The following is a 23,316-nucleotide window of genomic DNA, read 5'->3' on the forward strand; positions in this document are numbered from 1 at the left end:
GGCTCTTCTCTCTCCCCTGAAGGGGAGAGGGCCAATGCGGGTCAAGCCGCCATCGTGAACGGTTCCAGACCGGAAAGCCGCGTCTGGACCGGCAGGGTCGGGATGGCGCGGGGCGGGGCGCTGGCGACGGCGCGCGCGATCGCGCCGATATGGCCCGGCGTGGTGCCGCAGCAACCGCCGACGATGTTGATCAGCCCGTCTTCCAGCCACTGGCCGATCAGGCTCGCGGTATGCTCGGGCAGCTCGTCATATTGGCCAAGGTCATTGGGCAGCCCGGCATTGGGATAGGCCATGATCAGCGTATCGGCCTGGCGCGCCAAAGCGGCGAGATGCGGACGCAGCAGGTCCGCGCCGAACGAGCAGTTGAGCCCGACGGTGAGCGGCTTGATGTGCCGCACCGCATGCCAGAACGCCTCGACCGTATGGCCCGAAAGATTGCGCCCTGCCATGTCGGTGATGGTCATGCTGAGCATGATCGGCACCTCGCGGCCAGCGGCCTCTGCGGCATCGCGCGCGGCCATGGCGGCGGCCTTGGCGTTCAATGTGTCGAAGATCGTCTCGATCAAGATGAAATCGACTCCGCCTTCGACCAGCGCGTCGCACTGTTCGCGATAGACGTCGCGCATGGTGTCGAAATCGACCTCGCGATAGCCCGGATCGTTGACATCGGGCGAGAGCGACAGCGTCTTGTTGGTCGGGCCGATCGCACCGGCAACGAAGCGCGGCTTGCCGTCGCGCGCTTCTGCCGCATCGGCTTCCTCGCGCGCGACGCGGGCGGATTCGACATTGATCTCGCGCACCAGATGCTCGGCGCCGTAATCGGCCTGGCTGATGCGGTTGGCGCTAAACGTGTTGGTCTCGATAATGTCGGACCCCGCGTCGAGATAGGCGCGGTGGATGCCGGCGATGACCGACGGGCAGGTCAGCGCGAGAATGTCGTTATTGCCCTTCTGGTCATGGGTGAATTCCATGCCCCCGCGAAAATCGGCTTCCTCGAGCCGGTGCGCCTGGATCTGGGTGCCATAGCCGCCATCGAGCATCATGATGCGGGTGGCAGCGATCGACTTGAGCTTTTCGGCGGGGCTCATGCGGCATTCTCCTGTAGCACCGGAGCGGCGGCGACCTTGGGCGCGCGCAGGCCCAGCAGGTGGCAGATCGCAAAGCTCAGCTCGGCGCGGTTGAGGGTGTAGAAGTGGAAATGGCGCACCCCGCCCGAATAGAGGCGGCGGCACATTTCGGCAGCGACGGTGGCTGCAACCAGCTGGCGCGTGGTCGGATGGTCGTCGAGCCCTTCGAACAGGTCGTTCATCCATTGCGGAATTTCGGTGCCGCAGGCCCCGGCAATCTTGCGCGTGGTCGCGACATTGCTGACCGGCAGGATGCCCGGCAGGATCGGCGCGGTGATTCCCGCGCGGGTATAGGCATCGCGGAAGCGGAAGAACGCTTCGGGCGAGAAGAAGAACTGGGTTATCGCCTGATCGGCTCCGGCATCGAGCTTGCGCTTGAGATTGTCGATATCGCTGTCGGCGCAATCGGCATCGGGATGCGTTTCGGGATAGGCGGCGACCGAAATCTCGAACGGCGCGACCTGTTTCAGGCCCTTCACCAGTTCCGCCGCATTGGCATAGCCCCGGGGATGCGCGACGAATTTCTCGCCCATGCGCGGCGGGTCACCGCGCAGCGCGACGATGTGGCGCACGCCCGCATCCCAGTAGCTCTGCGCGATCGAATCGATCTCGTCACGGCTGGCATCGACACAGGTGAGGTGTGCCGCAGCGGGGATCGCGGTCTCGGACGCGATGCGCGCGACCGTGGCGTGCGTGCGTTCGCGCGTCGATCCGCCGGCACCATAAGTGACCGAAACGAATTTGGGGCCGAGCGGGGCAAGCGTGGTCAGCGTGTCCCACAAGGTCGCCTCCATCTTCTCGGTCTTGGGCGGAAAGAATTCGAAGCTCACTTCGACATCACCGGCCAGCCCCGCGAACAGCGGCGCGCCCAGCGCCTCGCGCGCTTCGGCCAGTTGTTTGAGAGAGAGGGTCATGCAGCGGCCTTTCTGGGCGTTACGTGTGTCTGATCATGGGGCTGGATGCGGGCCGGCTCGCCGCGATGCTGGCCGAGCCAGATCTTCACGGTCAGCGTGCCGCCAGAGAGGCTGCGCGTGTCGATCAGCGCGAAGCCGGCATGGCCGAGCAGCGCGGCCATGGTGTCGTCGCCAAAGCCCAGGCGCGCGTGCGCATCGCGCTCGCGCAACTCCTCGAGCGCATGCGGTGCGAAATCGACGATCGCGATGCGCGCGCCGGGAGCGGCGACCCGTCCGGCCTCATCGAGCACGGCTTGCGGGTTCTGCGCGTAATGCAGCACCTGGTGCAGCAGGATCGTGTCTGCAGCGGCATCGGCCAGCGGCAGCGCGTAGAAATCGCCCTGGACCAGATCGACCGAACCGCTCTGCAGATGCTGCAGCTTCGCGCGCGCCAGGCGCAGCATTTCCGGGCTGCGGTCGATCGCCGTACTGTGATCGGCGGTCGGGCCGAACAGCTCGATCATGCGTCCCGTGCCTGTCCCGATATCGAGCAGACGCCCCAACGGGCGTTCGCCGATCATCGCTGCGAGCGCAGCCTCTACCTCGGCCTCGGGCAGATAGAGCGATCGGATCGCGTCCCATTCGCCGGCATGCTGCGCAAAGAAATCGGCGGCGCGCGCATCGCGAACGCTGCGAATCGCCTGGAGCTGCTGCCGGTCGCTGGCATGCTGCGCGGCCAGCGCCTCGCCCACCGCGTCCTCGCGGCGCAGAAAGGCATCGAGCAGCCTGGCGGCCTCGTGGTCGCGGCGCGGCAGCGCGGGGCGCAGGAATACCCAGCTGCCTTCCTTGTGCCGCTCGGCCAGCCCCGCCTCCGCGAGAATGCGAACATGGCGCGACACGCGCGGCTGGCTCTGATCGAGCACCTGCGCGAGCTCGCCGACCGAAAGCTCCATCAACTGCAGCAGCAGCATGATGCGCAATCGGCTGTCGTCGGCCAGTGCCCGGAAGAGCGTTCCCATGTCCATGAGGTGTCATATAAAGAAATCTTTATATGTGGTCAATCGGGCTTGGGAGACGGCGGTGCTCGGGCACCAGACCGGGCCAGACGTAAAGCCGTGTCTCGCTTTGTCGCTTATCCCAACCAAAAAGATTGCAAAGGAAGAATTTGGGCGCTAGATGCGCGCGTCCGACAGTGGGGGCTTGGCTGAAGCTTGTCGGCACGGTTGTGACGTGTTTAACTCCTTTTGGGCTGATTATCAGCCATTTAGACAAGGACGGAAGTTCAAGATGAAGAGCATTATTTCGATCGCATCGGTTGCCGCACTCTCGCTGGCTCTGGCTGCTTGCGGCGCAGAAAAGACCGAAGAAGCTGCCACCACCGAAGCGACCGCTGAAGAAGCTGCCGACGCTGGCATGGAAGCTGCCGAAGCTGCTGGCGACGCCGCTGCTGAAGCCACCGAAGCTGCTGGCGAAGCCACCGAAGCTGCTGCTGAAGGCGCTGTCGACGCTGCCGAAGCTGGCGCCGACAAGGCTGCTGCTGCTGCTGGCGAAGCCAAGGACGCTGCCAAGGACGCCGCTGCTGCCGCTGGCGAAGCTGCCAAGAAGTAATGCCTCGCTTCTTCGGAAGCTTGGATAAGATACGGGCCGTCGGCGCTTTGGCGCTGGCGGCCCTGTCGTTTGGGGTTATGTCGTTTGGGCTGGCCTCGTGCGGGCCTGCCGAAAACGACCCGGGCCCGGGCGGCGTGACCGTGGGCGAGGCCCGCGCGCTCGACGAGGCCGCCGAAATGCTCGACGAGCGTCAGGCCAATCCGGATGCGGCGACCGAGCCAAGGGCCGACGCTGCGCCGAACGAGAGTGACCGCTGAACGGTTCCGCTTTGATGCGCCGGGCGCTATGACCCGGGCATGACCGATACGCCCCTTGATCCCCCTATGACCTATGCGCGCTATCTCGCGCTCGATTCACTGCTGGACTGCCAGCACCCGATCTCGCCCGAAGATGACGAGATGCTGTTCATCATCATCCACCAGACCAAGGAATTGTGGCTCAAGCAGATCATCCGCGAGCTGCAGCTGGCCAATGCGCAGGTCGCCTCGGGTGCGCTGATTCCCGCGTACAAGGGGCTGGCACGGGTGAGCCGCATCCAGGCGGTGATGACGCTGAGCTGGGATATCCTCTCGACCATGACGCCGAGCGACTATTCGCGCTTTCGCGGCGTGCTGGGGCCCAGTTCGGGCTTCCAGTCGGACCAGTTCCGCACGGTCGAATATCTGCTGGGCCTCAAGGACGGCGCTTTTCTCAAATATCAGCAGGACCGGCCCCGGGCGCTGAGTGCGATGGAGCAGGCGCTCGCCGCGCCCAGCCTGTGGGACAATGCGATCGCCGCGCTGGCCCGCGCCGGCTTTGCCATTCCCGATTCGCTGCTGGAGCGCGATTTTGCAAAGCCGCACGCACCCGATCCGGCGGTGGAGGACGCGTTTCTCGAAGTGTATCGCCAGCCCGAGCGCTATTGGGACCTGTACCAGCTCGCCGAAAAGCTGGTCGATCTCGACGATGCGATGGCGGCCTGGCGGCACAAGCACGTGCTGACGGTCGAGCGGATCATCGGCATGAAACGCGGTACCGGCGGCACAGCCGGCGCGGCCTATCTGCACACAACGCTGCCCAAGCGCGCCTTTCCGGAACTGTGGTCGCTGAGGACGCGGCTGTAGTCGCCATCCATCTTGCCCGTCATTCCCGCGAACGCGGGAATCCCGCTTTGATCAGAGCGTTGCGCCATAGCGGGACCTCCGCCTGCGCGGGGGTGACGATGAAAATGGGGCGGGGGAATTGGGGCAGGTTCCTTGCGCGATGAATCCCCGCTAAGCCTGGCTCCATGACCACCACGCCTCTCCCCGACACCGAAACCCGCGGCCTGCTTTCGATGCTGCCCGCCGCAGCGCGGCCCTATGCGCTGCTGGCGCGCTTCGATCGGCCGATCGGCTGGTGGCTGCTCTACTGGCCCTGCGCCTATGCGCTTGCATTGGCGGGCGGTCTTCGTGCGCACTGGCCGCTGCTGGCGTGGATGCTGCTCGGCGCGATCGCGATGCGCGGCGCGGGCTGCGTCTATAACGATATCGTCGACCGCGATCTCGATGCCCGGGTCGCCCGTACCCGCGGACGTCCGCTGGCAAGCGGGGCGGTGAGCCTGAAGGCCGCCTGGGCCTGGCTGATCGGCCTGTGCCTGATCGGGCTGGTCGTGCTCGTGCAATTGAACCTCGCCGCTGCTCTGATCGCGATCGCCTCGCTCGCGCTGGTCGCCGCCTATCCGTTCATGAAGCGAATCACCTGGTGGCCGCAGGTCTGGCTGGGGCTCGTGTTCAGCTGGGGCGCGCTGGTCGCCTGGGCGGCTGTGACCGGTTCGGTTTCGCTCGCCGGGCTGCTGCTCTATGGCGGCTGCATCACCTGGGTGATCGGCTATGACACCATCTATGCGCTGCAGGATGTCGAGGACGATGCGCTGGTCGGCATCAAGTCCAGCGCGCGGGCAATGGGCAGCGCGGTGCGCCCCGGCGTCGCGCTGTGCTATGCGCTTGCGATTGCCGGATGGGGCGGCGCGATCTGGCTGGTGCGGCCCGATTGGGTCGCGCTCCTCGCCTTGCTGCCGGTGACGGTGCATCTTGCCTGGCAGATTCTGACGCTGAAGCCTGCGGACCCTCAGGACCCGCTCGCCAAGTTCCGCAGCAACCGCAATGCCGGGCTGCTCGCATTTCTAGCCTTTGCCGTGGTCGGGCTGGCGGGGTGATCCGATGACCTTCGAGGTAATGGCGGCGGTTCTCGCGCTCGGCTAGTTTCGTCCGCATGAAGCACGAGACCCGAACCCAGGAACCCGCCGGAGCGCAATTGCGCCAGTGGCGCGAACGCCGCCGCCTCAGCCAGCTTCAGCTGGCGCTCGAGGTCGAGATGTCGACCCGGCATCTGAGCTTCGTCGAAACCGGGCGCGCTCAGCCGAGCCGCGACCTGATCATTCGGCTGGCCGACTATCTCGACATCCCGCTGCGCGCGCGCAACCAGATCCTGCTTGCGGCGGGCCTGGCGCCCGAGTTCGAGGAGACGGGGCTTACGGCGCCCGAAATGGCCGAGGCGCTGGCGGCAGTCGAGCATCTGCTGAAGGCGCACGAGCCCTTTCCGGCGCTGGCGGTCGATCGGCACTGGAACATGGTTGCGGCCAATGGCGCGCTCGCCGTGCTGACCGAACAGATCGCGCCGTACCTGCTCGAACCACCGGTCAACGTGCTGCGCCTCGCGCTGCACCCCGATGGCCTCGCACCGCAGATCGTCAATTACGAGCAATGGCGCAGCTATATCCTGCACCGGCTCGATCGCGATATCGAGCTGACCGCCGATTCGGGACTGGCCGAGCTGCGCGACGAGCTGGCCGCCTATCCGGGTTCGGCCAATGACAACGCCCCGGCCGGGCGCGCGCCCATCGCACTGCCGATGATCATCGATACCGTGGCGGGCAGACTGTCGTTCATGAGCACGGTGACGATCTTCGGCACCCCGCGCGACATCACCCTGTCCGAACTCGCGCTCGAGACCTTCTTCCCCGCCGATGCCCACACCATGCAGGTGCTGCGTTCGCTGGCGGGTTGATGATGGAAGGGGGACGGCAGGGGGCTCGCGAGACCTGTGAAGCGAACCACCCTGCCGGAAGTGAAGATGACTGTGCGCGTAACGTAGCACGCAGCATGCCACACCGTGAAAACCAAGCTTTTACATAAGCCTGAATGGTTAACGAGCTGTTGCAGCGGCGACCGGGTGTAAAATTTGCCGACATGGCCAACATGGTTAGCGAATTGCTAAATTCGCGAACCGGCCTGCCGTTATCCCTGTCACGACCGCACAAAGCACAAGGAGACTCAGCGATGATCGGGATTCTGGCGCAAAAGGGCTTGAGCCTTTTCGGACGCATGCCGGTGAAACCCTCGCCCGAGCGCGAGAAGCTGATCGGGCTGCTCGACATGCTGGTCGACGAATGCAACCGCGAGGCCGAACTCGTCGATGATCTTGCCGGCGTGTCCGAGGGCTATGGTCCGCTTGCCAGCGAGGCGGCGCGGCGCTTCTACCGCATCGAGCCCGACCGGATTGCGGAACGGCTGCTGCGGCATTGAGCCGGAACGGCCTCTCGCATTTTTCGCGCTTGGCAGGCTGCGCGCTATAGGCAATGACATGCAGCATGGCCGACAGCGAACCGCAGCAAACCGATCCGCATATCCAGACCCATGACCCGCGCACCGGCGAACCGCTGGTGACTGCAACCCCTGCCGCGACCATCATCGTCTTTCGCGACTGCCCCAATGGCGGCGCGCCGGAACTGCTCATGGTCGAGCGGTCGTCGCAGATGGTGTTTGCGGGCGGCGCCGTGGTGTTTCCCGGTGGCCGCGTCGATGCCGACGATCATGTGATCGCCTCCGGCCTGGACCACGGGCTCGATCCGCACGAAGCGGCGGCGCGCGTTGCCGCGATCCGCGAGACGGTCGAGGAGACCGGGCTCGGAATCGGTTTTGCCGCTCCGCCCGAACGCGAGGCCTTGGCGCAGGCGCGCGCCGCGTTGCACAAGGGTACCGCGTTTTCAGAGCTTTGCCGCGATGCCGGCTGGACGCTCGACCTGACTGCGCTGACGCCATTTGCGCGCTGGCGCCCGCCCTTCAACGAGCGCCGGGTGTTCGATACGCGCTTCTATCTCGCGCGCTGCGACGAGCACGACCATATTGTCGAGGTCGATGCGACCGAAAACCACCATCTGTTCTGGGCCACGGCCGCCGACGCGCTGGCAATGGCGGACGTGGGCAAGGTCAAGTTGATCTTTCCGACGCGGCGCAACATGGAGCGGCTGGCGCAGTTCGGCTGCCATGCCGACGCGGTCGATCATGTGGCCCAGTTTCCGGTGCGGATGATCATGCCGTTCATCGAGGAGCGCGACGGCAGGCCGTTCCTGTGCATCCCGGAGAACATGGGATATCCGGTGACCAGCGAGCCGATGGGCAGCGCGATGCGCGGCTGAACATTCCAGAAAATCGCGGCGCTCAGGGAACCTGAATCGAGCGCGCATCGTAAACGGTTCATCCCAACCGGAGATGAACCATGTTGCATTATGCCCTTATCTTTCTGATCGTCGCGATCGTTGCCGGCGTGCTGGGTTTCGGCGGTATCGCCGGCGCTTCGGCAGGTATCGCCAAGATCCTTTTCTTCCTCTTCCTGCTGTTCCTCGTCGCCAGCCTGGTGATGCATCTTGTGCGTGGTCGAGCGTAACCTGTTGCGCGCAGCATGAATGCACAAAAAAGGCCCGGATCGCTCCGGGCCTTTTTCTTTTCGTGCAAGACGTTCGTCAGTCGATGGCGCGTTCGGCGGCACGGCCGACCGATTCGACATCGCGGCCTGCGCCCTTGACGGTGTTGCAGGCGGAAAGCAGCGATGCGACCAGGCCTGCTGCGAGCACGATGCGGAAAGAGGCGTTGCGGTTCATGGGGATCATCCTTCTTCTTCAATGACTTTTCTTGGTTGTTCGGGGGCATGGCCCGGCCATTTACGCAATTGCATGCAACCGGTTGCCGAAAATTCGGTTGGAACCATCCCCGGAGCCACGGGTTGATGGGACACGGCGATGCGGCCGTCGGGTTTGTGAGGACCAGGAGCCGCATCGCTGGTTGAGGACCAATCCATGCTGCTTTGGGGGCAGCTAATGAGAGGCGAGTTTATGACGATCATTCAGGACCAGTCGACCGGAGCGAATGCCGCCAGCGAGCGGAGCGAAGAGGCCGTGGTGCCGCTGGATGATGCGACGTTCAAGCAGCGGCTTGCTGCAACCATTCCGCACCTGCGCGCCTTTGCGTACAGCCTGTGCGGAAAGATGGATGTGGCCGACGATCTGGTGCAGGACACGATGCTCAAGGCCTGGGGCGCGCGTGCGCGTTTCCGCCCCGACACGTCGATGCGCGCCTGGACCTTCGTAATCCTGCGCAACTGCTATATCTCGCAGATGCGCCGCAACAAGTTTACCGCGCCCTATGACGAGGGCGTTGCAGAGCGCACGCTGACCGCCAATTCGGATCAGCAGGCCCCGCTGCACCTCGAGGACGTGCGCATGGCGCTGATGCAGCTCGGCGCGGACCAGCGCGAGGCGATCATTCTGGTCGGCGCGGGCGGCTTCTCGTACGAGGAAGCGGCGGAAATCTGCGATTGTGCCGTGGGCACGATGAAGAGCCGCGTGTCGCGCGCCCGCGCTGCACTGGTCGCGATGCTGGATGGCGACTCGCCGATCGGTTCGCGCCGTCAGCGCAACTCCGCTGACGAGGCGATGAGCGATATTCTTGGCACGCTCGACAAGCTGAGCGAGGGCGTGACTGCACTCGCTGCGTGACCAATTCACCTCCGGCATGTGGCCGGGAGCCGCTTGCCGCATGGTCGGGGCGGTCGTGTTCAACCCGGGCGTGATGCTGCGCCCCGATCTTGCAAGCAGCCCTTGGGCTGGACGGGAAGTGAAGACAGTGCGCGGTGCCAGTTCCCTAGATCGTCTGGAGGCAAGTGCCATGCGTACCTCGTGTTTCGATCCCATGCTGATGCGTCAGGCACGCATCGGCCGCAGCTTGCGCGAGGTGTATGACGGCGTGGCGGATAGCCCGATGCCCGACCAGTTCGACGCGCTGCTGAGTGAGCTCGACAAAATTGCGGTGCCCGAACGGCGCTGATTTCTATCAGTCTGCGACCTCCAAAGCCCGTCCGGCATCGCGCCGGGCGGGCTTTTTGCCGTCCCTGTGCCGGCTGACCACGCACAGCAAAAGGGCCGCGATCCCAAAGGATCGCGGCCCCTGCGAGGTGCCTGGTGTGGCGTGCGGTCAGCTGATCAGCGCGCGCAGCATCCATGCATTTTCCTCGTGTTTGCCGATCCGGGCGGTCAGCAGGTCGGCGGTGAACACGTCATCGGCGTCCTCGGCGACCTCGACGAAATCGCGCATGCGCTTGGCAATCGCTTCGTTGTCGGTGATCAGGCCCTTGATCATCGCATCGGCCTGGCGCGGGGTCTCGCTCGAATCGACCACCGACAGCTTTGTATAGTCGCCAAACGATGCCGGGGCGATTTCGCCCAGGGCGCGGATGCGCTCGGCGATCACGTCGGCGGCAGCGTGCAGGTCTTCATATTGCGCTTCGGTCAGCTTGTGGACGCTGTAGAAGGCGGGGCCGACGATGTTCCAGTGGACGCCCAGCGTCTTGAGATAGAGCGAATAGGTGTCGGCCAGACCGTGCTGAAGCGCCTTGGCGACTTCCTTGCGGTCCTTGGCTTCGATGCCGGTATCGACATTGTCGGGCTTGGTGGTGGCTTTGGCTGCAGTTGCCATGTCAATTCCTCCTGTTTTGTAACGGAAAGGGGGCCTTGCTGAATGGCAGGGCCTGCCAGGGTGCTTACGTCCAGCGCTCGCGCCGGTTCCCCGCCAACTCGGCCATGCTGCGCAAAACAGCACCAAATCTGGGATAGTCTTGACAGAAGGTTACAAATGTCGGCTAATCGCATCAGGAGTGGGGCCATGAACGACGAACTGCAACCATCTGCCGTAGAACGGAAATATCACGATAGCGCGCCGAAGGCGCTGGTCGGCTGGACGCATGTCGACATGCCTAACGGCATCGATCTGAGGATCGAATGCGCGCGGTCGCGGATCGCGCTCGAGAATGACGTGATCGAACAGCGCGATATCGTGATGACGCGCAACCAGGCGCTGCTGCTCGCGCGCTACCTGCTCAAGGTGACGGGCCAGACCCTGCCCGAGGAGCCCCGGCCGACCTTCTGGGCGCGGTTGCGCAGTGCCTTCGGGGGATCGCGGGCGCCCGTGCGCCGCCAGGCGCGCAAGTTCGCGTCCTGACAAATCCTGCCCCGTTTTTGGGGGGTTGATTGGTCCGGTGATCGGTTCTACCCGCCGCGGCGATGGGGCGCTTTCGCAAATTGACCAGACATGCCTTGCCGGTGCTGCTGCTGGCGATGCTGTTCGGTGCGTTCGCGCCGCGCGGGTTCATGCCGCATTTCGGACCGGCAGGCCTGACCATCGAGCTGTGCTCGGGCCTGGGCAACAAGGCGGCGACGATTTCGGTCGATGACCCGCGTTACCAGGATTATCAGAAGCTTGCTGCCGCCAGATCCGGCCAGCAGGACCATGACCAGGGCGACGATGCGGACAATCCGATGCCGCCTTGCGCCTTTGCCGGCATGGCGATGCTGGCGATCCCGGTCGATGCCGTGACGCTTCCACCGATGCTGGCGATTACAACCATCGCGCCCGCACTGCACCACCAGCTGCTGCGCGCGCGGCACCATGCCGCCACCCCTCCCGCGACCGGGCCCCCGCTGTTTCTCTGAACCATTGACGCCCTTGCAGGCCGCCGCCGCGCGCGCATGACGCGTGCGGGCCCGGCGTGCCCTGCGTGCCTCTTGAATCCCGCGTTCAGGGAACGAATGATCATGACCAATACCGCATTTCTGCGCGCTGCCCTGCTGGGTGGCGCTGCCTTCACCTGTGTTTCTCCTGCTCTTGCCCAGGGCGTCGGCCAGCGTACCGACCCCGTCATCGTCGTCACTGCCAGCGTGACCGGCACCCCCACCGCGCCCAGCGTCGAGGAAGGGCGCAAGCGGCTCGAACAGGTGCCCGGCGGCGTCGGGCTGGTCGAGGACACCGTCTTCGCCGAGGATTTCGCGCAGAGCATCGGCGATGTGCTGATCTTCACCCCCGGCGTGTTCGCCGATACCAGCGCGCAGCGCGAATCGCGTATCTCGATCCGCGGATCGGGGCTGAATTCCGGCTTCGAGCGCCGCGGGCTCACCGTGCTGCGCGATGGCGTGCCGATCAGCCGCGCGAGCGGCTCGACCGAGTTCCAGGAGATCGACCCGCTCACCATCCGCTATCTCGAGGTGTTCAAGGGCGCGAACGGCCTTCAGTTCGGCGCGGCCTCGCTCGGCGGTGCGGTCAACATCGTCTCGCCCACCGGGCGCACCGCGCATTCGCGTTTCTCGGGACGGATCGAGGGCGGCAGCTTCAATACCTTGCGCGGAAACTTGAGCGCCTCGGGCGTCTCTGGCAACACCGACTATTATATCGGGCTGACCGGGCTTCGCGACGACGGCTTTCGCGAGCATAGCGATGTGCGCAGCCTCTACGGCCATGGCAATATCGGCTTCAGGCTCGGCCAGAATGTCGAGACGCGTTTCTATGTGACGGCGCTCAGCGACAATTTCGAGCTGAACGGATCGCTGCGCCTCGCCGATGCGCTGGCCAATCCGCGCGCGGCAGGACGCCCCGTCACCGTCGGCCCGTTCCGTCCTGGCGGGCCGGTGACGGTGCTCGATCCCGGTCCGGTTGCCGATGACTGGGACCGCAATCTCGAAGTGCTGCGCCTGTCGAACCTGACGGCGATCACGCTCGGCAGCAGCACGGTCGAGATCGGCGGCTGGTACGCGCGGCGCAAGCTCGACCACGCGATCACCCGCTTTGCCGGGATCATCGACCAGAAGGAGGACGAATTCGGCCTCTCGCTGAAGGGATATGGCGAATTCGCGCTGATCGGCGATGCGGTGAGCCGCTGGACGCTCGGCGGCTATTATGCGAAGGGAGACAACCGCGCGCGGCGGCATCGCAACGTGAACGGCCAGCGTGCCGGTCTGGTGAGCGAATCCGACCAGGATTCGACCAGCCTTACGACCTTCGGTCAGCTCGACCTTGGCCTTACCCGCCGCTTCACCGCAATCCTTGGCGGGCAATATGTCAGCGTGGTGCGCGATGTCGCAGCCAGGCTGGGCGACGTGTCCGGACGCGGCGAATACGAGCAGTTCAGCCCGCGCTTCGGCCTGCTCTATCAGCTGTCCAACACCGCGCAGCTCTATGGCAATATCAACCGCAGCTTCGAGCCGCCGAGCCTGGCTGACCTGACCTCGGGCGGCGCGCGGCCCTTTGCCCCGCTCAAGGAACAGCGCGCGACCACGTTCGAGATCGGCAGCCGCGGCCAGGCGAGCTTCATCGCCTGGGACGTCTCGCTCTATCGCAGCGAGATCGAGAACGAGTTTCTCGACTTCGGCGTGCCCGGCGCGAATGGCTTCGTCTCGTTTACCGACAATGCGGCGAGGACCATCCATCAGGGCATCGAGCTCGGCCTTGACGTGTATGTTGCGCGCGAGGTGCTGGCGGCGCGCGGCCAGGCCTTTACCCTGCGCGGGGCCTATACGTTCAACGATTTCCGCTTCGACAATGACCGGACCTATGGCGACAACCAGCTTGCCGGGGTTCCGCGCCATGTCTTCGTGTCCGAAGTGCGGTTCGAGCAGAAGGACCGCTGGTACGTTTCGGCCAATCTGCGCTGGGTGTTCGACGGCCCCTGGGCGGACTTTGCCAATACCGAACGGGCACCGGGCTATGAACTCCTGGGCCTGACCGCCGGGGTCGATGTCATCCCCGGTATCCGCCTGTTCGGATCGGTCGAGAACCTGTTCGACACGGTATTCATCTCGAACGTCGCCACCAATGCCAACCAGTCGCTGGAACGCGCCGCGATCTACACCCCCGGTGTCGGCCGCGCGGTCTATGGCGGCCTGCAGGCCCGGTTCTGAGCGGGAAGGGAGATCCATCATGGCAAATCGTCCCAGGCTCGCCCGCTGGTCGATGGGCAAGCACCAATGGCTGGCGCTGATCGGCGGCATCAGCCTTTTCATCTGGGGGCTGTCGGGCATGGCGCATATCGCCATGGTGCTGTTCGGCCCGCAGCAGCTGGAGTTCATGCCGTCGATGCGCGCGATCGACATGGCAGGCGCGGTGCCGGTCGAGAAGGTTCTGGCCGATGCCGGGATCGGTAAGGCGCGCGCGGTCAAGGTGGTGGTCGGAAAGGACCGCAACCTGTTGCAGGTCACGGTCTCGCCGCAGGCCGCGCGCCGCTATTTCCGGCTCGATACCGGCGCGGAACTGGCGGGCGAGGATGCGCGCCAGGCCGAGTTCATCGCCCGGCACTTCCTGAAAGAACAGCGCCCGATCGCCGAGATCGTGCAGCAGACCGCGTTCGATGCCGATTATCCCTGGGTCAACCGGCTGCTGCCGGTCTGGCGCATCCGCTTTGCGGGCGACGACCGGCTGACCGCCTATGTCCACACCGAAACCAGCAGCCTCGCGGCGGTGAACAACCTGACCAAGACGCGGTTGCAGAACGTGTTCCGCGCGCTGCACAGCTGGGAATGGGTGCCGCAAGGGCTGGACTGGCTGCGCGTACTGGTCATCACGCTGATGGTCGGCAGCCTGGCGGCGCTGGCGGTGACCGGCATCCTGCTGCTGGTCGCGATCCGGCGCGGCAAGCGTCTGGCGGGATCGAAGGGGTGGCACCGCGCGATGGGCTATGTGCTGGCGCTGCCGCTGCTGATGTTCTCGGTCAGCGGAATCCTCCATCTGGTGCAGTCCGCGCTCGAGCAGCCGACGAGCAAGCTGCGCCTCTCCCCGCCGGTGAATGTCGCGAATGCCCGCTATCCGGTGGAGCGCGACTGGGCCGAGATCGCCAAAGGGCTCGATGTCAACGCGCTGTCGCTAGTCGAAGGGCCGGGCGGTCGTGCGCTCTATCGGCTCGGGCTCGCCCAGCCGGGTTCGGCCAGCCCCAAGGGCGAGCACGATCACAGCGCGCATCAGGGACACAAGATGCCGATGGGCGATAGTGCGATCCGCAATGCGCGGTTCGAAGGCATCAGCCCCACCGGCCCCGCGCTCTATATCGATGCCGCGACCGGCAAGCCCTGGGGCGATGGCGACAAGGCATTGGCGCGCGAGCTTGGCCGCCGGTTCAGCGGCGCGCCGGACAGCGCGATCACGCATATGGAACTCGTCACCCGCTTCGGCCCGGATTACGATTTCCGCAACAAGCGGCTGCCGGTCTGGCGGATCGACTATGGCGCGCCGGTCAATGCCACCCTGTTCGTCGACACCGCGACCGGCGTGCTCGCCGACCGTACCGAGAACTGGCAGAAGCCCGAGCGCTATATCTTCAGCTTCATCCACAAATGGAACTTCCTGTTCCCGATCGGCAAGGTTGGGCTGAACGCGGTAGTAGGCAGCTTCATGCTCGCGCTGATCGGTTTCATGGGCGGCATCGGGCTTTATTGGGACTGGCGGCGCAGACGCAAAGTCCCGCAAAAGCCGCTTGCCCGCTGATATCGTTGGCCCCTAGTCTGCGGCAAACAGACTGGGGGTCCGATGAACCGTTCGCTTGCACTCGCCCTGGGGCTCGCCGCCCTGGCCGTTCCGCTTCAGGCTCAGGCCGCGCCGCCTGCCTCCGCCTCGGCCAGCCCGCTCGCCGGGACCGAGAGGCTCGACGGGCTCTACCCGGTGCATGTCGACCAGAAGGGCGGGCGCATCCTGCTCTCGCTGCCCGTTGCCGGGGACGATGGCGTGGTCACGCGGATGCTCTATGCCACCGCCTTGCGCACGGGCCTGGGCTCCGCGCCGATCGGGCTTGATCGTGCCCAGCCGGGTCCTGCGCAGATCCTGCTCGTCCGGCGGATGGGCAAGAAAATCGCGTTCGAGCTCGAAAACCCCCGTTTCCGGGCGAGCAGCGGCACGCCGGCAGAACAGGCCGCCGCTGCCAATGCCTTTGCCACCTCGCTTATCTGGATGGGCGATGCGATCGATGGTCCTGACGGGCGGCTGCTGGTCGACATCGCACCGTTTTTGGCGCGCGACACGCGCAACGTCACCGCGCAGCTCAATTCGAGCGGCGAGAAGGGCTGGCGGCTGGTCGATAATCTGAGCGCGGCCGACCCCGCTGCGGTGCGCGCCTTTCCGATGAACCTGGAGTTCGAGGCCCGCCAGACCTATGCCAGCGACACGCCGGGGCCCGAGGTGCGCAATATCGCGCCCGATGCCCGCCAGGTGACGCTGGTAGTGCGCCACAGCCTGATCGCATTGCCCGAAAGCGGCTATGTGCCGCGCCAGTTCGATCCGCGCGGCGGCAGCTTCGCGACGCAGATCCTCGATTTCTCCGCGCCCCTGGGTGGGCAGATCGTGCAGAATCTCGCCAACCGCTTCCGGCTCGAGCGGCTCGATCCTGCCGCGCCGCGCTCGCGTGTGCGCAAGCCGATCGTCTTCTATATCGACAATGCCGCGCCCGAGCCGATCCGCACCGCGCTGCTCGAAGGCGCATCCTGGTGGAAACAGGCGTTCGAGGCGGCGGGCTTTGTCGATGCCTATCGAGTCGAGATACTGCCCGAGGGGGCCGACCCGCTCGACATCCGCTACAATGTCGTCAACTGGGTCAACCGTGCGACGCGCGGCTGGTCCTATGGCTATGCCGTCTCCGATCCGCGCACTGGCGAGATCCTGAAAGGTTCGGTGCTGCTCGGATCGCTGCGCGTGCGGCAGGACATGCTGATCTACGAAGGGCTGGTCGGCGCGGACAAGACCGGAACCGGCGGTCCCAATGATCCGGTGCAGGTGGCACTGGCGCGCATCCGCCAGCTCGCCGCGCACGAGGTCGGCCATGCGCTGGGGCTGATGCACAATTTCGCGGGCAGCACGCAGGATCGCGCGAGCGTGATGGATTATCCCGCGCCGCGCATCGGGCTGAAGGATGGCGCGCCCGATCTTTCCGATGCCTATGGCGTCGGCATGGGGCGCTGGGACGTGCATGCGATCGACTGGCTCTATGGCGATCCGGTGAGCGGCGATCCCGATGCTGCCGCGCGCGCCAAGGCGGAAGCGGCGGAGAGCGAGGGGCTGCGCTTCGTGTCAGATGAGAACGCGCGCAGTGTTTCGGCGAGCCAGCCTTGGGGCAGCCTGTGGGATGACGGGGCCGATCCGGTAGCCGAGCTCGACCGGATGATGCAGGTGCGCGCCGCTGCCGTATCGCGCTTCGGCCCGGCGGCGCTGGCCCCGGGCGAACCGGTCGCCAGCCTGCGCCGCAAGTTCGTGCCGATCTGGCTGGTTCACCGCTATCAGGTCGAGGCGGCGGCCAAGCTATTGGGCGGGCTGACCTCAGAATATGCGGTCGGCCCGGGCGCGGCGGCGCAGGGCGCGCCGGTCGCGCCTGCCGATCAGAAGCGCGCGCTCGATTCGCTGCTGGCGACGCTGCAACCGGCGGTGCTCGATGTGCCGTCTGCGCTGATGCCGCAGCTCTCCGCCGGGTTCTCAGGCGATTATGATCGCCAGACCGAGATCGAGATCATGCCGATGGCGGGCACCGCCGCGTTCGATCCGCTGGTCGCGGCGCAGGTGGCGGCGCAGCAGACGCTCAACGCACTGCTCGCGCCCGAGCGGCTGGCCCGGATGGCCGAACAGCATCGCGCCAATCCGGACAGCCCCGGCGTCGATGCGGTGGCGGCACGGCTGCTCGCGCTCACCGATGCGCCTCAAGCGACCGCGCGGCTCGGTGCGGTGCGCCGCGCGCTCGGCACGCGGATCATCCTGTCACTGGCCAGGGCGGCGATGTCGTCCGATGCGGGTGTCGATGCGACGACCCGGATCGACCAGGCGCTGCACGACTGGGCCGAGGCGCAGACGGGGAAGCGCTTCGCCGATCCGGCGGACCGCGCCTGGGCGCTCTCGACCGCGCGGCTGCTCAAGGATCGCGATGCGCTCAAGGCGCTGCTCGCCAGCGACAAGGCCGATCTGCCGATTCCGCCGGGCATGCCGATCGGCGATATCCAGGATTAGGCCTGGCGTTTCAGCCGCACCAGCGCCTCGTCGAGCGCCTGCAGGAAGCGCGATCGGTCCGCCTTCGTGAAGGGCGGTGGTCCCCCGATTACGTCACCGCCTGCGCGCAGGTCCGCCATTATCGCGCGCGTCGCGATTGCGCCGCCGATCGAGCTGGTGGTGAACGGCTTGCCATTGGGCGCGATCACGGCTGCGCCCTGCTTCAGGCAGCGGTCGGCGAGCAATATGTCGGCGGTGATGACGATCGAGCGCGCATCGGCATGTTCGGCGATCCAGTCGTCGGCGGCATCGAAGCCGTCGCTTACCACCTTGCGCGCGATCAGCGGATGCGAGGGCACGCGGATCGGGCTGTTGCTGACGATGGTGACCGCGACGCCGTGGCGCAGCGCGACGCGATAGACCTCGTCCTTGACCGGACAGGCATCGGCATCGACCCAGATCATCATGATTTCATCATCTCCCCAGGAGCAGCCATGCCGTTCGCTCGGAACTGCCGCGCAGGAAATGGAGGCCCGAGCCGGAATCGAACCGGCGTGCAAGGATTTGCAGTCCTCTGCGTCACCACTCCGCCATCGGGCCACCGTGGGGAAGGAGCGCGCATTGTGCCGGATCGCGGCGAAAGTCAAGACACAAGCGTGCGGAGGAGCCCGATGCGCGATATGTCCAAAGTGGCGCATTTGCTGTATTGCCATGCTAATACAGCCATGCCATAAGCATGAATACGGCGATGTCGATTGCATTTTGCAACCGGAAGGCTATCAAAGCGGAGCGTGCTGTTCCGTTAGGGCTTGCATCGCCGTCCGCATATTCTAGGGCGCTTGGACATGACCGATACACAGACTCTTGCTCCGACCGATTTTGCCGCTGCCCGCAGGCACATGATCGAAAGCCAGCTGCGTCCCAGCGACGTCAGCGATCCCGTCGTCATCGCCGCGATGGCCGTGACCCCGCGCGAGGATTTCGTCCCCGCCAGCCACCGTGCCATCGCCTATATCGACCGGGCGGTGCCGCTGGGCGGTGGCCGCGTGCTCAACCCCGCGCTGTCGACCGGCCTGCTGCTGACCCGCGCCGAACTGTCGGGCGACGACAAGGTGCTGCTGATCGGATCGGGAACCGGCTATATGGCCGCCTTGCTCGCCGGCATCGTGGCGCACGTGGTTGCGGTCGAACAGGATCGTGCCTTGGTCGAACAGGCCAGCACCGGACTTGCCGGACTTGCCAATGTCACCACCGTCGAATCGGCGCTGGGGGAGGGCCACGCTGCAGGGGCACCCTATAGTCTCGTGATCATCGACGGCGCGGTCGAGCAGGTACCCGATGCCATCGTGGCGCAGCTCGCCGATGGCGGGCGTTTGCTGACCGGTCTGGATGAGGCAGGCGTGACCCGGCTGGCCGCAGGTCGCCGTCAGGGTGGTGCCTTCGCTCTGGTCCCCTTTGCCGATACCGACATCGCACCGCTTGCGGCCTTCGCCCGGCCAAAGAGCTATACCTTCTGAAGCACAGGGCCTCGCCATTGGCACCGGCGGTGGACGACAAGAGAACCGGATAGATGAAGACTTCGCTTTGGATGGCCGGTTGTGGTGCGGCGCTGGTTCTGGGCAGCGTGCCCGCCCAGGCGGATACGCTGCGCGATGCGCTGATCGCCGCCTATCAGACCAACCCGACACTCAACGCCGCGCGCGCCCAGCAGCGCGCGACCGACGAAGGCGTGCCAATCGCGCTGGCCGACGGTCGGCCCAGCTCGCAAGTCCAGGCGCAATATTCGGAGAACTTCCTCAACCCCGCCAACGCCTTCACGGCACCTGCCCGCTCCGTCAACGGCACCATCAGCCTGGACGTGCCAATCTATTCGGGCGGCACGGTGCGCAACGCGATCAAGGCATCGAAGACCCGGGTCGAGGCTGGACAGGCCGATCTGCGCGGTACCGAGGCGACCGTCTTCAGCAATGTGGTCGCCGCCTATATGGACGTGATTCGCGACGAGGCGATCGTCGGGCTGCAGCGGCAGAATGTCGAGGTGCTCGACGTCAACCTCCAGGCTTCGTCCGACCGGTTCGAGATCGGCGATCTGACGCGCACCGATGTTGCCCAGTCCGAGGCCCGGCTCGCGATTGCGCGCAGTGACCTGCAGACCGCCGAGGCGAACCTCATCCGCAGCAAAGAAACCTATATCCAGCTCGTCGGCCGCGCTCCGGAAGCGCTGGAGCCGCCGCCGCCGCTGCCCAACTTGCCCGATGCGCCCGATGCCGCCGTGGCGACCGCGCTCGACAGCAACCCCGATCTGGAAGCCGCGCGCGAGCGGGTCAAGGCGGCGGAATTTGATGTGAAATCGGCGCGGGGTGCGCGCATGCCGCGCGTCGGGCTGTTCAGCCAGGGCAATTACCAGAATTTCCTCGGCACGCTGGGCAGTACCCTGATTCAGGGCAATTTCGTGCAGCAGCAGTCGAGCGCCGCCGCTGGCGTCCAGGTGACCGTGCCCGTTTATCAGGGCGGCCGCCCCGGCGCGCAGATCCGCCGCGCCCAGGCCGTGACCGGCCAGGCGATGGAGCAGGAAATCGCCGTCGAACGCAGCGTCATCGCGCAGGTGCGCGCTGCCTATGCGAGCTTCAATGCCTCGCTTCAGGTGATCGAATCGTCGCAGCGCGCGGTCGATGCGAACACGCTGGCACTGGAAGGCGTGCGCGCCGAGAACAGCGTCGGCAACCGCACCATCCTCGACATTCTCGATGCCGAGCGCGAGCTGCTCAACGCACAGGTGCAGCTGGTGACCGCGCGCCGCAACGCCTATGTCGCGGGCTTCACGCTGCTGGCGGCGATGGGCCGGGCCGAAGCACGCGATCTGGGTCTCGATGGCGGGCTGCTCTACGATCCCGAGATCAATTACGAGCGCGTCCGCGACAAGATCATGGACTTCGATTCGGACAAGGACCCGGTCGCCCAATCGACGCGCACCGTTGACAGCCCCGCGCAAAATGCCGCACTGATCGGCCCGCCCAACCAGTAAGGCAGGGCACGGGGCGAATCGGATCAGGGGCGCAAGGGAATGACACGCGATATCGGCGAGCCGAGCCTTGAGGAAATCCTCGCCTCGATCAAGAAGGTGATCGCGGAGGATAACCGCAAGCCGCGCCGCGCGCCGCCGCAACGTCCTGCGCCCGCGCCCGCCCGGCAGGCAGCACCGGTGGATGACATTCTCGAACTTACCGACAGCGTCGAACCCGAGCCGGCGGCGGAGCCTGAAGAAGCGCCGCTGATCAGCCGTGCGGGCGAGCAGTCGATGCGCGAATCGCTTGCCGTGCTGGCGACGCTGACCGAACCGGGCGTCAGCCCGCAGATCGTCCGCTCGGGCGAGACCTCGCTCGAAGGCATGGTGCGCGCGATGCTGCGCCCGATGCTCGCCGAATGGCTCGACAAGAACCTGCCGCCGATCGTCGAGGCGATGGTCGCGAAGGAAATTGGGCGGATCACCGGCCGCAAGGGCTGAGCTTCCCCTTTGCACCCGGCGGTACCCGATGGTAACGCCTGCAACCATGAAGAAGATGCTCCTCGCCGCGCTGGTCGCCAGTGCGCTTTCGCCCGTTCTCCTCGCCAGCCCTGCCGCCGCCCGGCCGATGACCGAGACGGACCTTGCGACCTTCAACCGGCTGGGGGCACCCGCCGCGTCGCCCGATGGCAGATGGGTCGCCTATCAGCTGACCACGACCGATCTCGCCGCGAACAAGCGCAGCACCGGGCTGTTCGTGCTCGACCTCGCGGACAGCAAGGCCCAGCCGATCGCGATCGCCGATTCGCCCGGCCATAACGAAAGCGCGCCCGTGTTTGCGCGCGATGGCAAGCACCTGTTCTTCCTGTCGAACCGCTCCGGAACCAACCAGGTGTGGCGCGTCGCGCTGCCCGGCGGCGAGCCAGTGCAGGTGACGCAATCGGCGGTGGACCTCAGCGGCTTCAGCCTCTCGCCCGATGGCAACAGCCTCGCGGTCTGGGCGGATGTCGCCGAGGGATGCTCGGTCGATACGTGCGATGCCAGGGCCAAGCCGATGGGTACGGGGCGCGAATATGACCGGCTGTTCGTGCGGCATTGGGATAGCTGGCGCGAGCCCGGCACCTATTCGCGCATCTATGCCTATGCGCTGGCGACCGACGGCAAGACCGCCGGTCCCGCGCGCGCGGTGAGCGGTGGAATCGAAGGCGATGCGCCGAGCAAGCCGTTCGGCGGCGGCGAGGAAATCGCGTGGAGCGCCGACAGCAACGCCATCGCCTTTGCCATCCGAAAGTCCGATGGCGACGAGCCGCGCTCGACCAATCTCGACATCGTCTGGCAGCCGCTCGCCGATGGCGCGACCGCGCAGAATCTGACCGAGACCAACCAGGGCACCGATTCGCTGCCCACCGCTTCGCCCGATGGCCGCTGGCTCGCCTGGGCGGCGATGGCGCGGCCCGGTTACGAGGCCGATCGCATGGTCGTGCACCTGCGGGACATGAAGACCGGCAAGACCGTGAAGCTGACCGACGGCTGGGACCGTTCGGTCGGCTCGATCGCCTGGGCTGCGGATTCGAAGAGCCTGCTGGTCACGGCGCAGGACCTGCTCGAACATCCTGTGTTCCGCGTCGACGTGCCCAGCGGCAAGGTGACCAGGCTGACCGAGCGTGGCAATGTGGGCAATGTCGTGCCGCTGGCGGGTGGCGCGATGATCTACACGATCAACTCGGTCTCCGCGCCCGACGATCTGGTGCTGATGGACGCGAAGGGCCAGACGCGCCGCTTGACCAATGTCAACGCGGACAAGCTCGCCGGGCTCGATCCGGTGATGTACGAGCAGTTCTCGTTCAAGGGCGCGAATGGCGATCTTGTCCATGGCCAGATCGTCAAGCCCCAGGGCGCGAAGGGCAAGCTGCCGGTCGCGCTGCTGGTACATGGCGGTCCGCAGGGCAGTTTCTCGAACAGCTGGTCGTATCGCTGGAATCCGGCGGTGATGGCCTCGCAGGGCTATGCCGCGGTGACGATCGATTTCCACGGCTCGACCGGATACGGCCAGGCGTTCACCGACAGCATCAACAAGGATTGGGGCGGCAAGCCGCTCGAGGATCTGAAGCTCGGCATGGCCGCGCTGCCCGGCATCGACGCCTCGCTCGACACGGCCAATGCCTGCGCGCTCGGTGGCAGCTATGGCGGATACATGATGAACTGGATCGCCGGCCAGTGGCCCGACGGCTTCAAGTGCCTGGTGACGCACGCAGGCGTGTTCGACCTGCGCGCCATGGCGTTCGAGACCGAAGAACTGTGGTTCGACGAATGGGACCATGGCGGCCCCTGGTGGCAGCGGACCGACGCCGAGAAGTGGAACCCGGTCAATCACGTGACCAAGTGGAAGACGCCGACGCTGGTCATCCATGGGGAAAAGGACTTCCGCATCCCCTATTCGCAATCGCTCGCGGCGTTCACCGCGCTGCAGCGCCAGGGCATCGAATCGAAGCTGCTGATCTTCCCCGACGAGAACCACTGGGTGCTCAAGGCGCAGAACAGCGTGCAATGGCACCGCAACGTCTTCGACTGGCTGGCAAAGCATCTTAAGGGGCGCGAGGGGAAATAAGCGC

At 65.7% G+C, this 23,316-nt stretch carries 25 protein-coding genes and 1 tRNA gene; 19 read left to right on the forward strand and 7 right to left on the reverse strand.

The annotated features are described in order from the left end of the window. Positions 1-41 precede the first annotated feature (41 nt). The 3 genes from FG486_RS08320 to FG486_RS08330 are packed head-to-tail and all read right to left on the reverse strand — an operon-like array spanning position 42 to position 3,045. Entirely contained in the window at positions 42-1,088 is a 1,047-nt protein-coding gene (locus FG486_RS08320) for a homocysteine S-methyltransferase family protein (protein ID WP_181267203.1), read from the reverse strand. Then, entirely contained in the window at positions 1,085-2,041 is a 957-nt protein-coding gene (gene metF, locus FG486_RS08325; RefSeq protein ID WP_066279905.1) for a methylenetetrahydrofolate reductase [NAD(P)H], read from the reverse strand. The genes FG486_RS08320 and metF overlap by 4 nt, the downstream gene beginning before the upstream one ends. Next, on the reverse strand, positions 2,038-3,045 hold the full coding sequence (locus tag FG486_RS08330) for an ArsR/SmtB family transcription factor (RefSeq protein ID WP_181267204.1): 1,008 nt from the start codon (positions 3,043-3,045) through the stop codon (positions 2,038-2,040). Before FG486_RS08330 ends, metF begins: the two co-directional genes overlap by 4 nt. 262 nt (positions 3,046-3,307) lie before the next feature. Here FG486_RS08330 and FG486_RS08335 point away from each other — a divergent pair, with 262 nt between their 5' ends. From FG486_RS08335 to FG486_RS08370, 8 genes are all read left to right on the forward strand, one after another. Then, positions 3,308-3,628, forward strand: a complete 321-nt coding sequence (locus FG486_RS08335) for a hypothetical protein (RefSeq protein ID WP_060977786.1) — start codon at positions 3,308-3,310, stop codon at positions 3,626-3,628. Positions 3,629-3,705: 77 nt separating this feature from the next. Next, positions 3,706-3,885 carry a hypothetical protein gene (locus FG486_RS08340; protein ID WP_066279902.1) on the forward strand — a complete coding sequence of 60 codons (180 nt, stop codon included), beginning with the start codon at positions 3,706-3,708 and terminating at the stop codon, positions 3,883-3,885. Between the two features lie 39 nt (positions 3,886-3,924). Then, positions 3,925-4,731: a tryptophan 2,3-dioxygenase gene (locus FG486_RS08345; RefSeq protein WP_181267205.1), complete on the forward strand. Its 807-nt coding sequence runs from the start codon at positions 3,925-3,927 to the stop codon at positions 4,729-4,731. Positions 4,732-4,895: 164 nt separating this feature from the next. Then, positions 4,896-5,804, forward strand: a complete 909-nt coding sequence (gene ubiA / locus FG486_RS08350) for a 4-hydroxybenzoate octaprenyltransferase (RefSeq protein ID WP_066279894.1) — start codon at positions 4,896-4,898, stop codon at positions 5,802-5,804. A gap of 56 nt (positions 5,805-5,860) precedes the next feature. Next, positions 5,861-6,655, forward strand: a complete 795-nt coding sequence (locus FG486_RS08355) for a helix-turn-helix domain-containing protein (protein WP_066279888.1) — start codon at positions 5,861-5,863, stop codon at positions 6,653-6,655. 272 nt (positions 6,656-6,927) lie between these two features. Beyond that, a complete protein-coding gene (locus FG486_RS08360; RefSeq protein WP_066279735.1) occupies positions 6,928-7,173 on the forward strand; it encodes a hypothetical protein in 246 nt (81 codons plus the stop codon). A 65-nt stretch (positions 7,174-7,238) separates the two neighbouring features. Beyond that, positions 7,239-8,066, forward strand: coding sequence for an NUDIX hydrolase (locus tag FG486_RS08365; protein WP_181267206.1), 828 nt, complete (start codon positions 7,239-7,241; stop codon positions 8,064-8,066). A gap of 80 nt (positions 8,067-8,146) precedes the next feature. Then, entirely contained in the window at positions 8,147-8,314 is a 168-nt protein-coding gene (locus tag FG486_RS08370; RefSeq protein WP_023839674.1) for a DUF1328 domain-containing protein, read from the forward strand. 76 nt (positions 8,315-8,390) lie between these two features. Here the strand turns inward: FG486_RS08370 and FG486_RS08375 are convergent, their stop codons facing one another. Then, a complete protein-coding gene (locus FG486_RS08375) occupies positions 8,391-8,528 on the reverse strand; it encodes an entericidin A/B family lipoprotein (protein WP_023839673.1) in 138 nt (45 codons plus the stop codon). A gap of 231 nt (positions 8,529-8,759) precedes the next feature. Here FG486_RS08375 and FG486_RS08380 point away from each other — a divergent pair, with 231 nt between their 5' ends. Next, entirely contained in the window at positions 8,760-9,422 is a 663-nt protein-coding gene (locus tag FG486_RS08380) for a sigma-70 family RNA polymerase sigma factor (RefSeq protein WP_231750092.1), read from the forward strand. Positions 9,423-9,462: 40 nt separating this feature from the next. After that, positions 9,463-9,750, forward strand: coding sequence for a NepR family anti-sigma factor (locus tag FG486_RS08385; protein WP_181267207.1), 288 nt, complete (start codon positions 9,463-9,465; stop codon positions 9,748-9,750). 147 nt (positions 9,751-9,897) lie between these two features. Here FG486_RS08385 and FG486_RS08390 read toward each other — a convergent pair whose 3' ends face one another. After that, a complete protein-coding gene (locus tag FG486_RS08390; RefSeq protein WP_066279729.1) occupies positions 9,898-10,398 on the reverse strand; it encodes a Dps family protein in 501 nt (166 codons plus the stop codon). Between the two features lie 186 nt (positions 10,399-10,584). On the opposite strand from FG486_RS08390, the gene FG486_RS08395 reads away from it, so the two are divergent. The 5 genes from FG486_RS08395 (at position 10,585) to FG486_RS08415 (ending at position 17,721) form a co-directional block, all read left to right on the forward strand. Further along, positions 10,585-10,920 carry a hypothetical protein gene (locus FG486_RS08395; protein WP_066279726.1) on the forward strand — a complete coding sequence of 112 codons (336 nt, stop codon included), beginning with the start codon at positions 10,585-10,587 and terminating at the stop codon, positions 10,918-10,920. A gap of 80 nt (positions 10,921-11,000) precedes the next feature. Next, entirely contained in the window at positions 11,001-11,411 is a 411-nt protein-coding gene (locus FG486_RS08400; RefSeq protein WP_137775923.1) for a DUF2946 family protein, read from the forward strand. Positions 11,412-11,513: 102 nt separating this feature from the next. Beyond that, positions 11,514-13,649: a TonB-dependent receptor family protein gene (locus FG486_RS08405; protein ID WP_181267208.1), complete on the forward strand. Its 2,136-nt coding sequence runs from the start codon at positions 11,514-11,516 to the stop codon at positions 13,647-13,649. A gap of 19 nt (positions 13,650-13,668) precedes the next feature. Then, positions 13,669-15,225, forward strand: a complete 1,557-nt coding sequence (locus FG486_RS08410) for a PepSY domain-containing protein (RefSeq protein WP_181267209.1) — start codon at positions 13,669-13,671, stop codon at positions 15,223-15,225. Between the two features lie 42 nt (positions 15,226-15,267). Continuing rightward, positions 15,268-17,721: a zinc-dependent metalloprotease gene (locus FG486_RS08415; protein ID WP_181267210.1), complete on the forward strand. Its 2,454-nt coding sequence runs from the start codon at positions 15,268-15,270 to the stop codon at positions 17,719-17,721. Here FG486_RS08415 and FG486_RS08420 read toward each other — a convergent pair. After that, positions 17,718-18,167 carry a YaiI/YqxD family protein gene (locus tag FG486_RS08420; RefSeq protein ID WP_181267211.1) on the reverse strand — a complete coding sequence of 150 codons (450 nt, stop codon included), beginning with the start codon at positions 18,165-18,167 and terminating at the stop codon, positions 17,718-17,720. The two genes, FG486_RS08415 and FG486_RS08420, sit on opposite strands and share 4 nt — an antisense overlap. A 59-nt stretch (positions 18,168-18,226) precedes the next feature. Then, positions 18,227-18,300 (reverse strand) — tRNA-Cys (locus tag FG486_RS08425). Positions 18,301-18,545: 245 nt separating this feature from the next. On the opposite strand from FG486_RS08425, the gene FG486_RS08430 reads away from it, so the two are divergent. From FG486_RS08430 to FG486_RS08445, 4 genes are read left to right on the forward strand one after another with little or no spacing between them, the layout of a single operon-like run. Further along, positions 18,546-19,217, forward strand: coding sequence for a protein-L-isoaspartate O-methyltransferase family protein (locus FG486_RS08430; protein WP_241695663.1), 672 nt, complete (start codon positions 18,546-18,548; stop codon positions 19,215-19,217). Between the two features lie 53 nt (positions 19,218-19,270). Next, complete coding sequence (locus FG486_RS08435; RefSeq protein ID WP_241695664.1) at positions 19,271-20,725, forward strand: TolC family outer membrane protein; 1,455 nt, start codon at positions 19,271-19,273, stop codon at positions 20,723-20,725. A 39-nt stretch (positions 20,726-20,764) separates the two neighbouring features. Continuing rightward, positions 20,765-21,205, forward strand: coding sequence for a DUF2497 domain-containing protein (locus FG486_RS08440; protein ID WP_060977770.1), 441 nt, complete (start codon positions 20,765-20,767; stop codon positions 21,203-21,205). Positions 21,206-21,251: 46 nt separating this feature from the next. Beyond that, positions 21,252-23,312, forward strand: a complete 2,061-nt coding sequence (locus FG486_RS08445) for an alpha/beta hydrolase family protein (RefSeq protein ID WP_181267212.1) — start codon at positions 21,252-21,254, stop codon at positions 23,310-23,312. Positions 23,313-23,316: the final 4 nt, after the last annotated feature.

The sequence above is a fragment of the Blastomonas ursincola genome, assembly GCF_013607875.1.
Lineage (GTDB): Bacteria > Pseudomonadota > Alphaproteobacteria > Sphingomonadales > Sphingomonadaceae > Blastomonas > Blastomonas ursincola.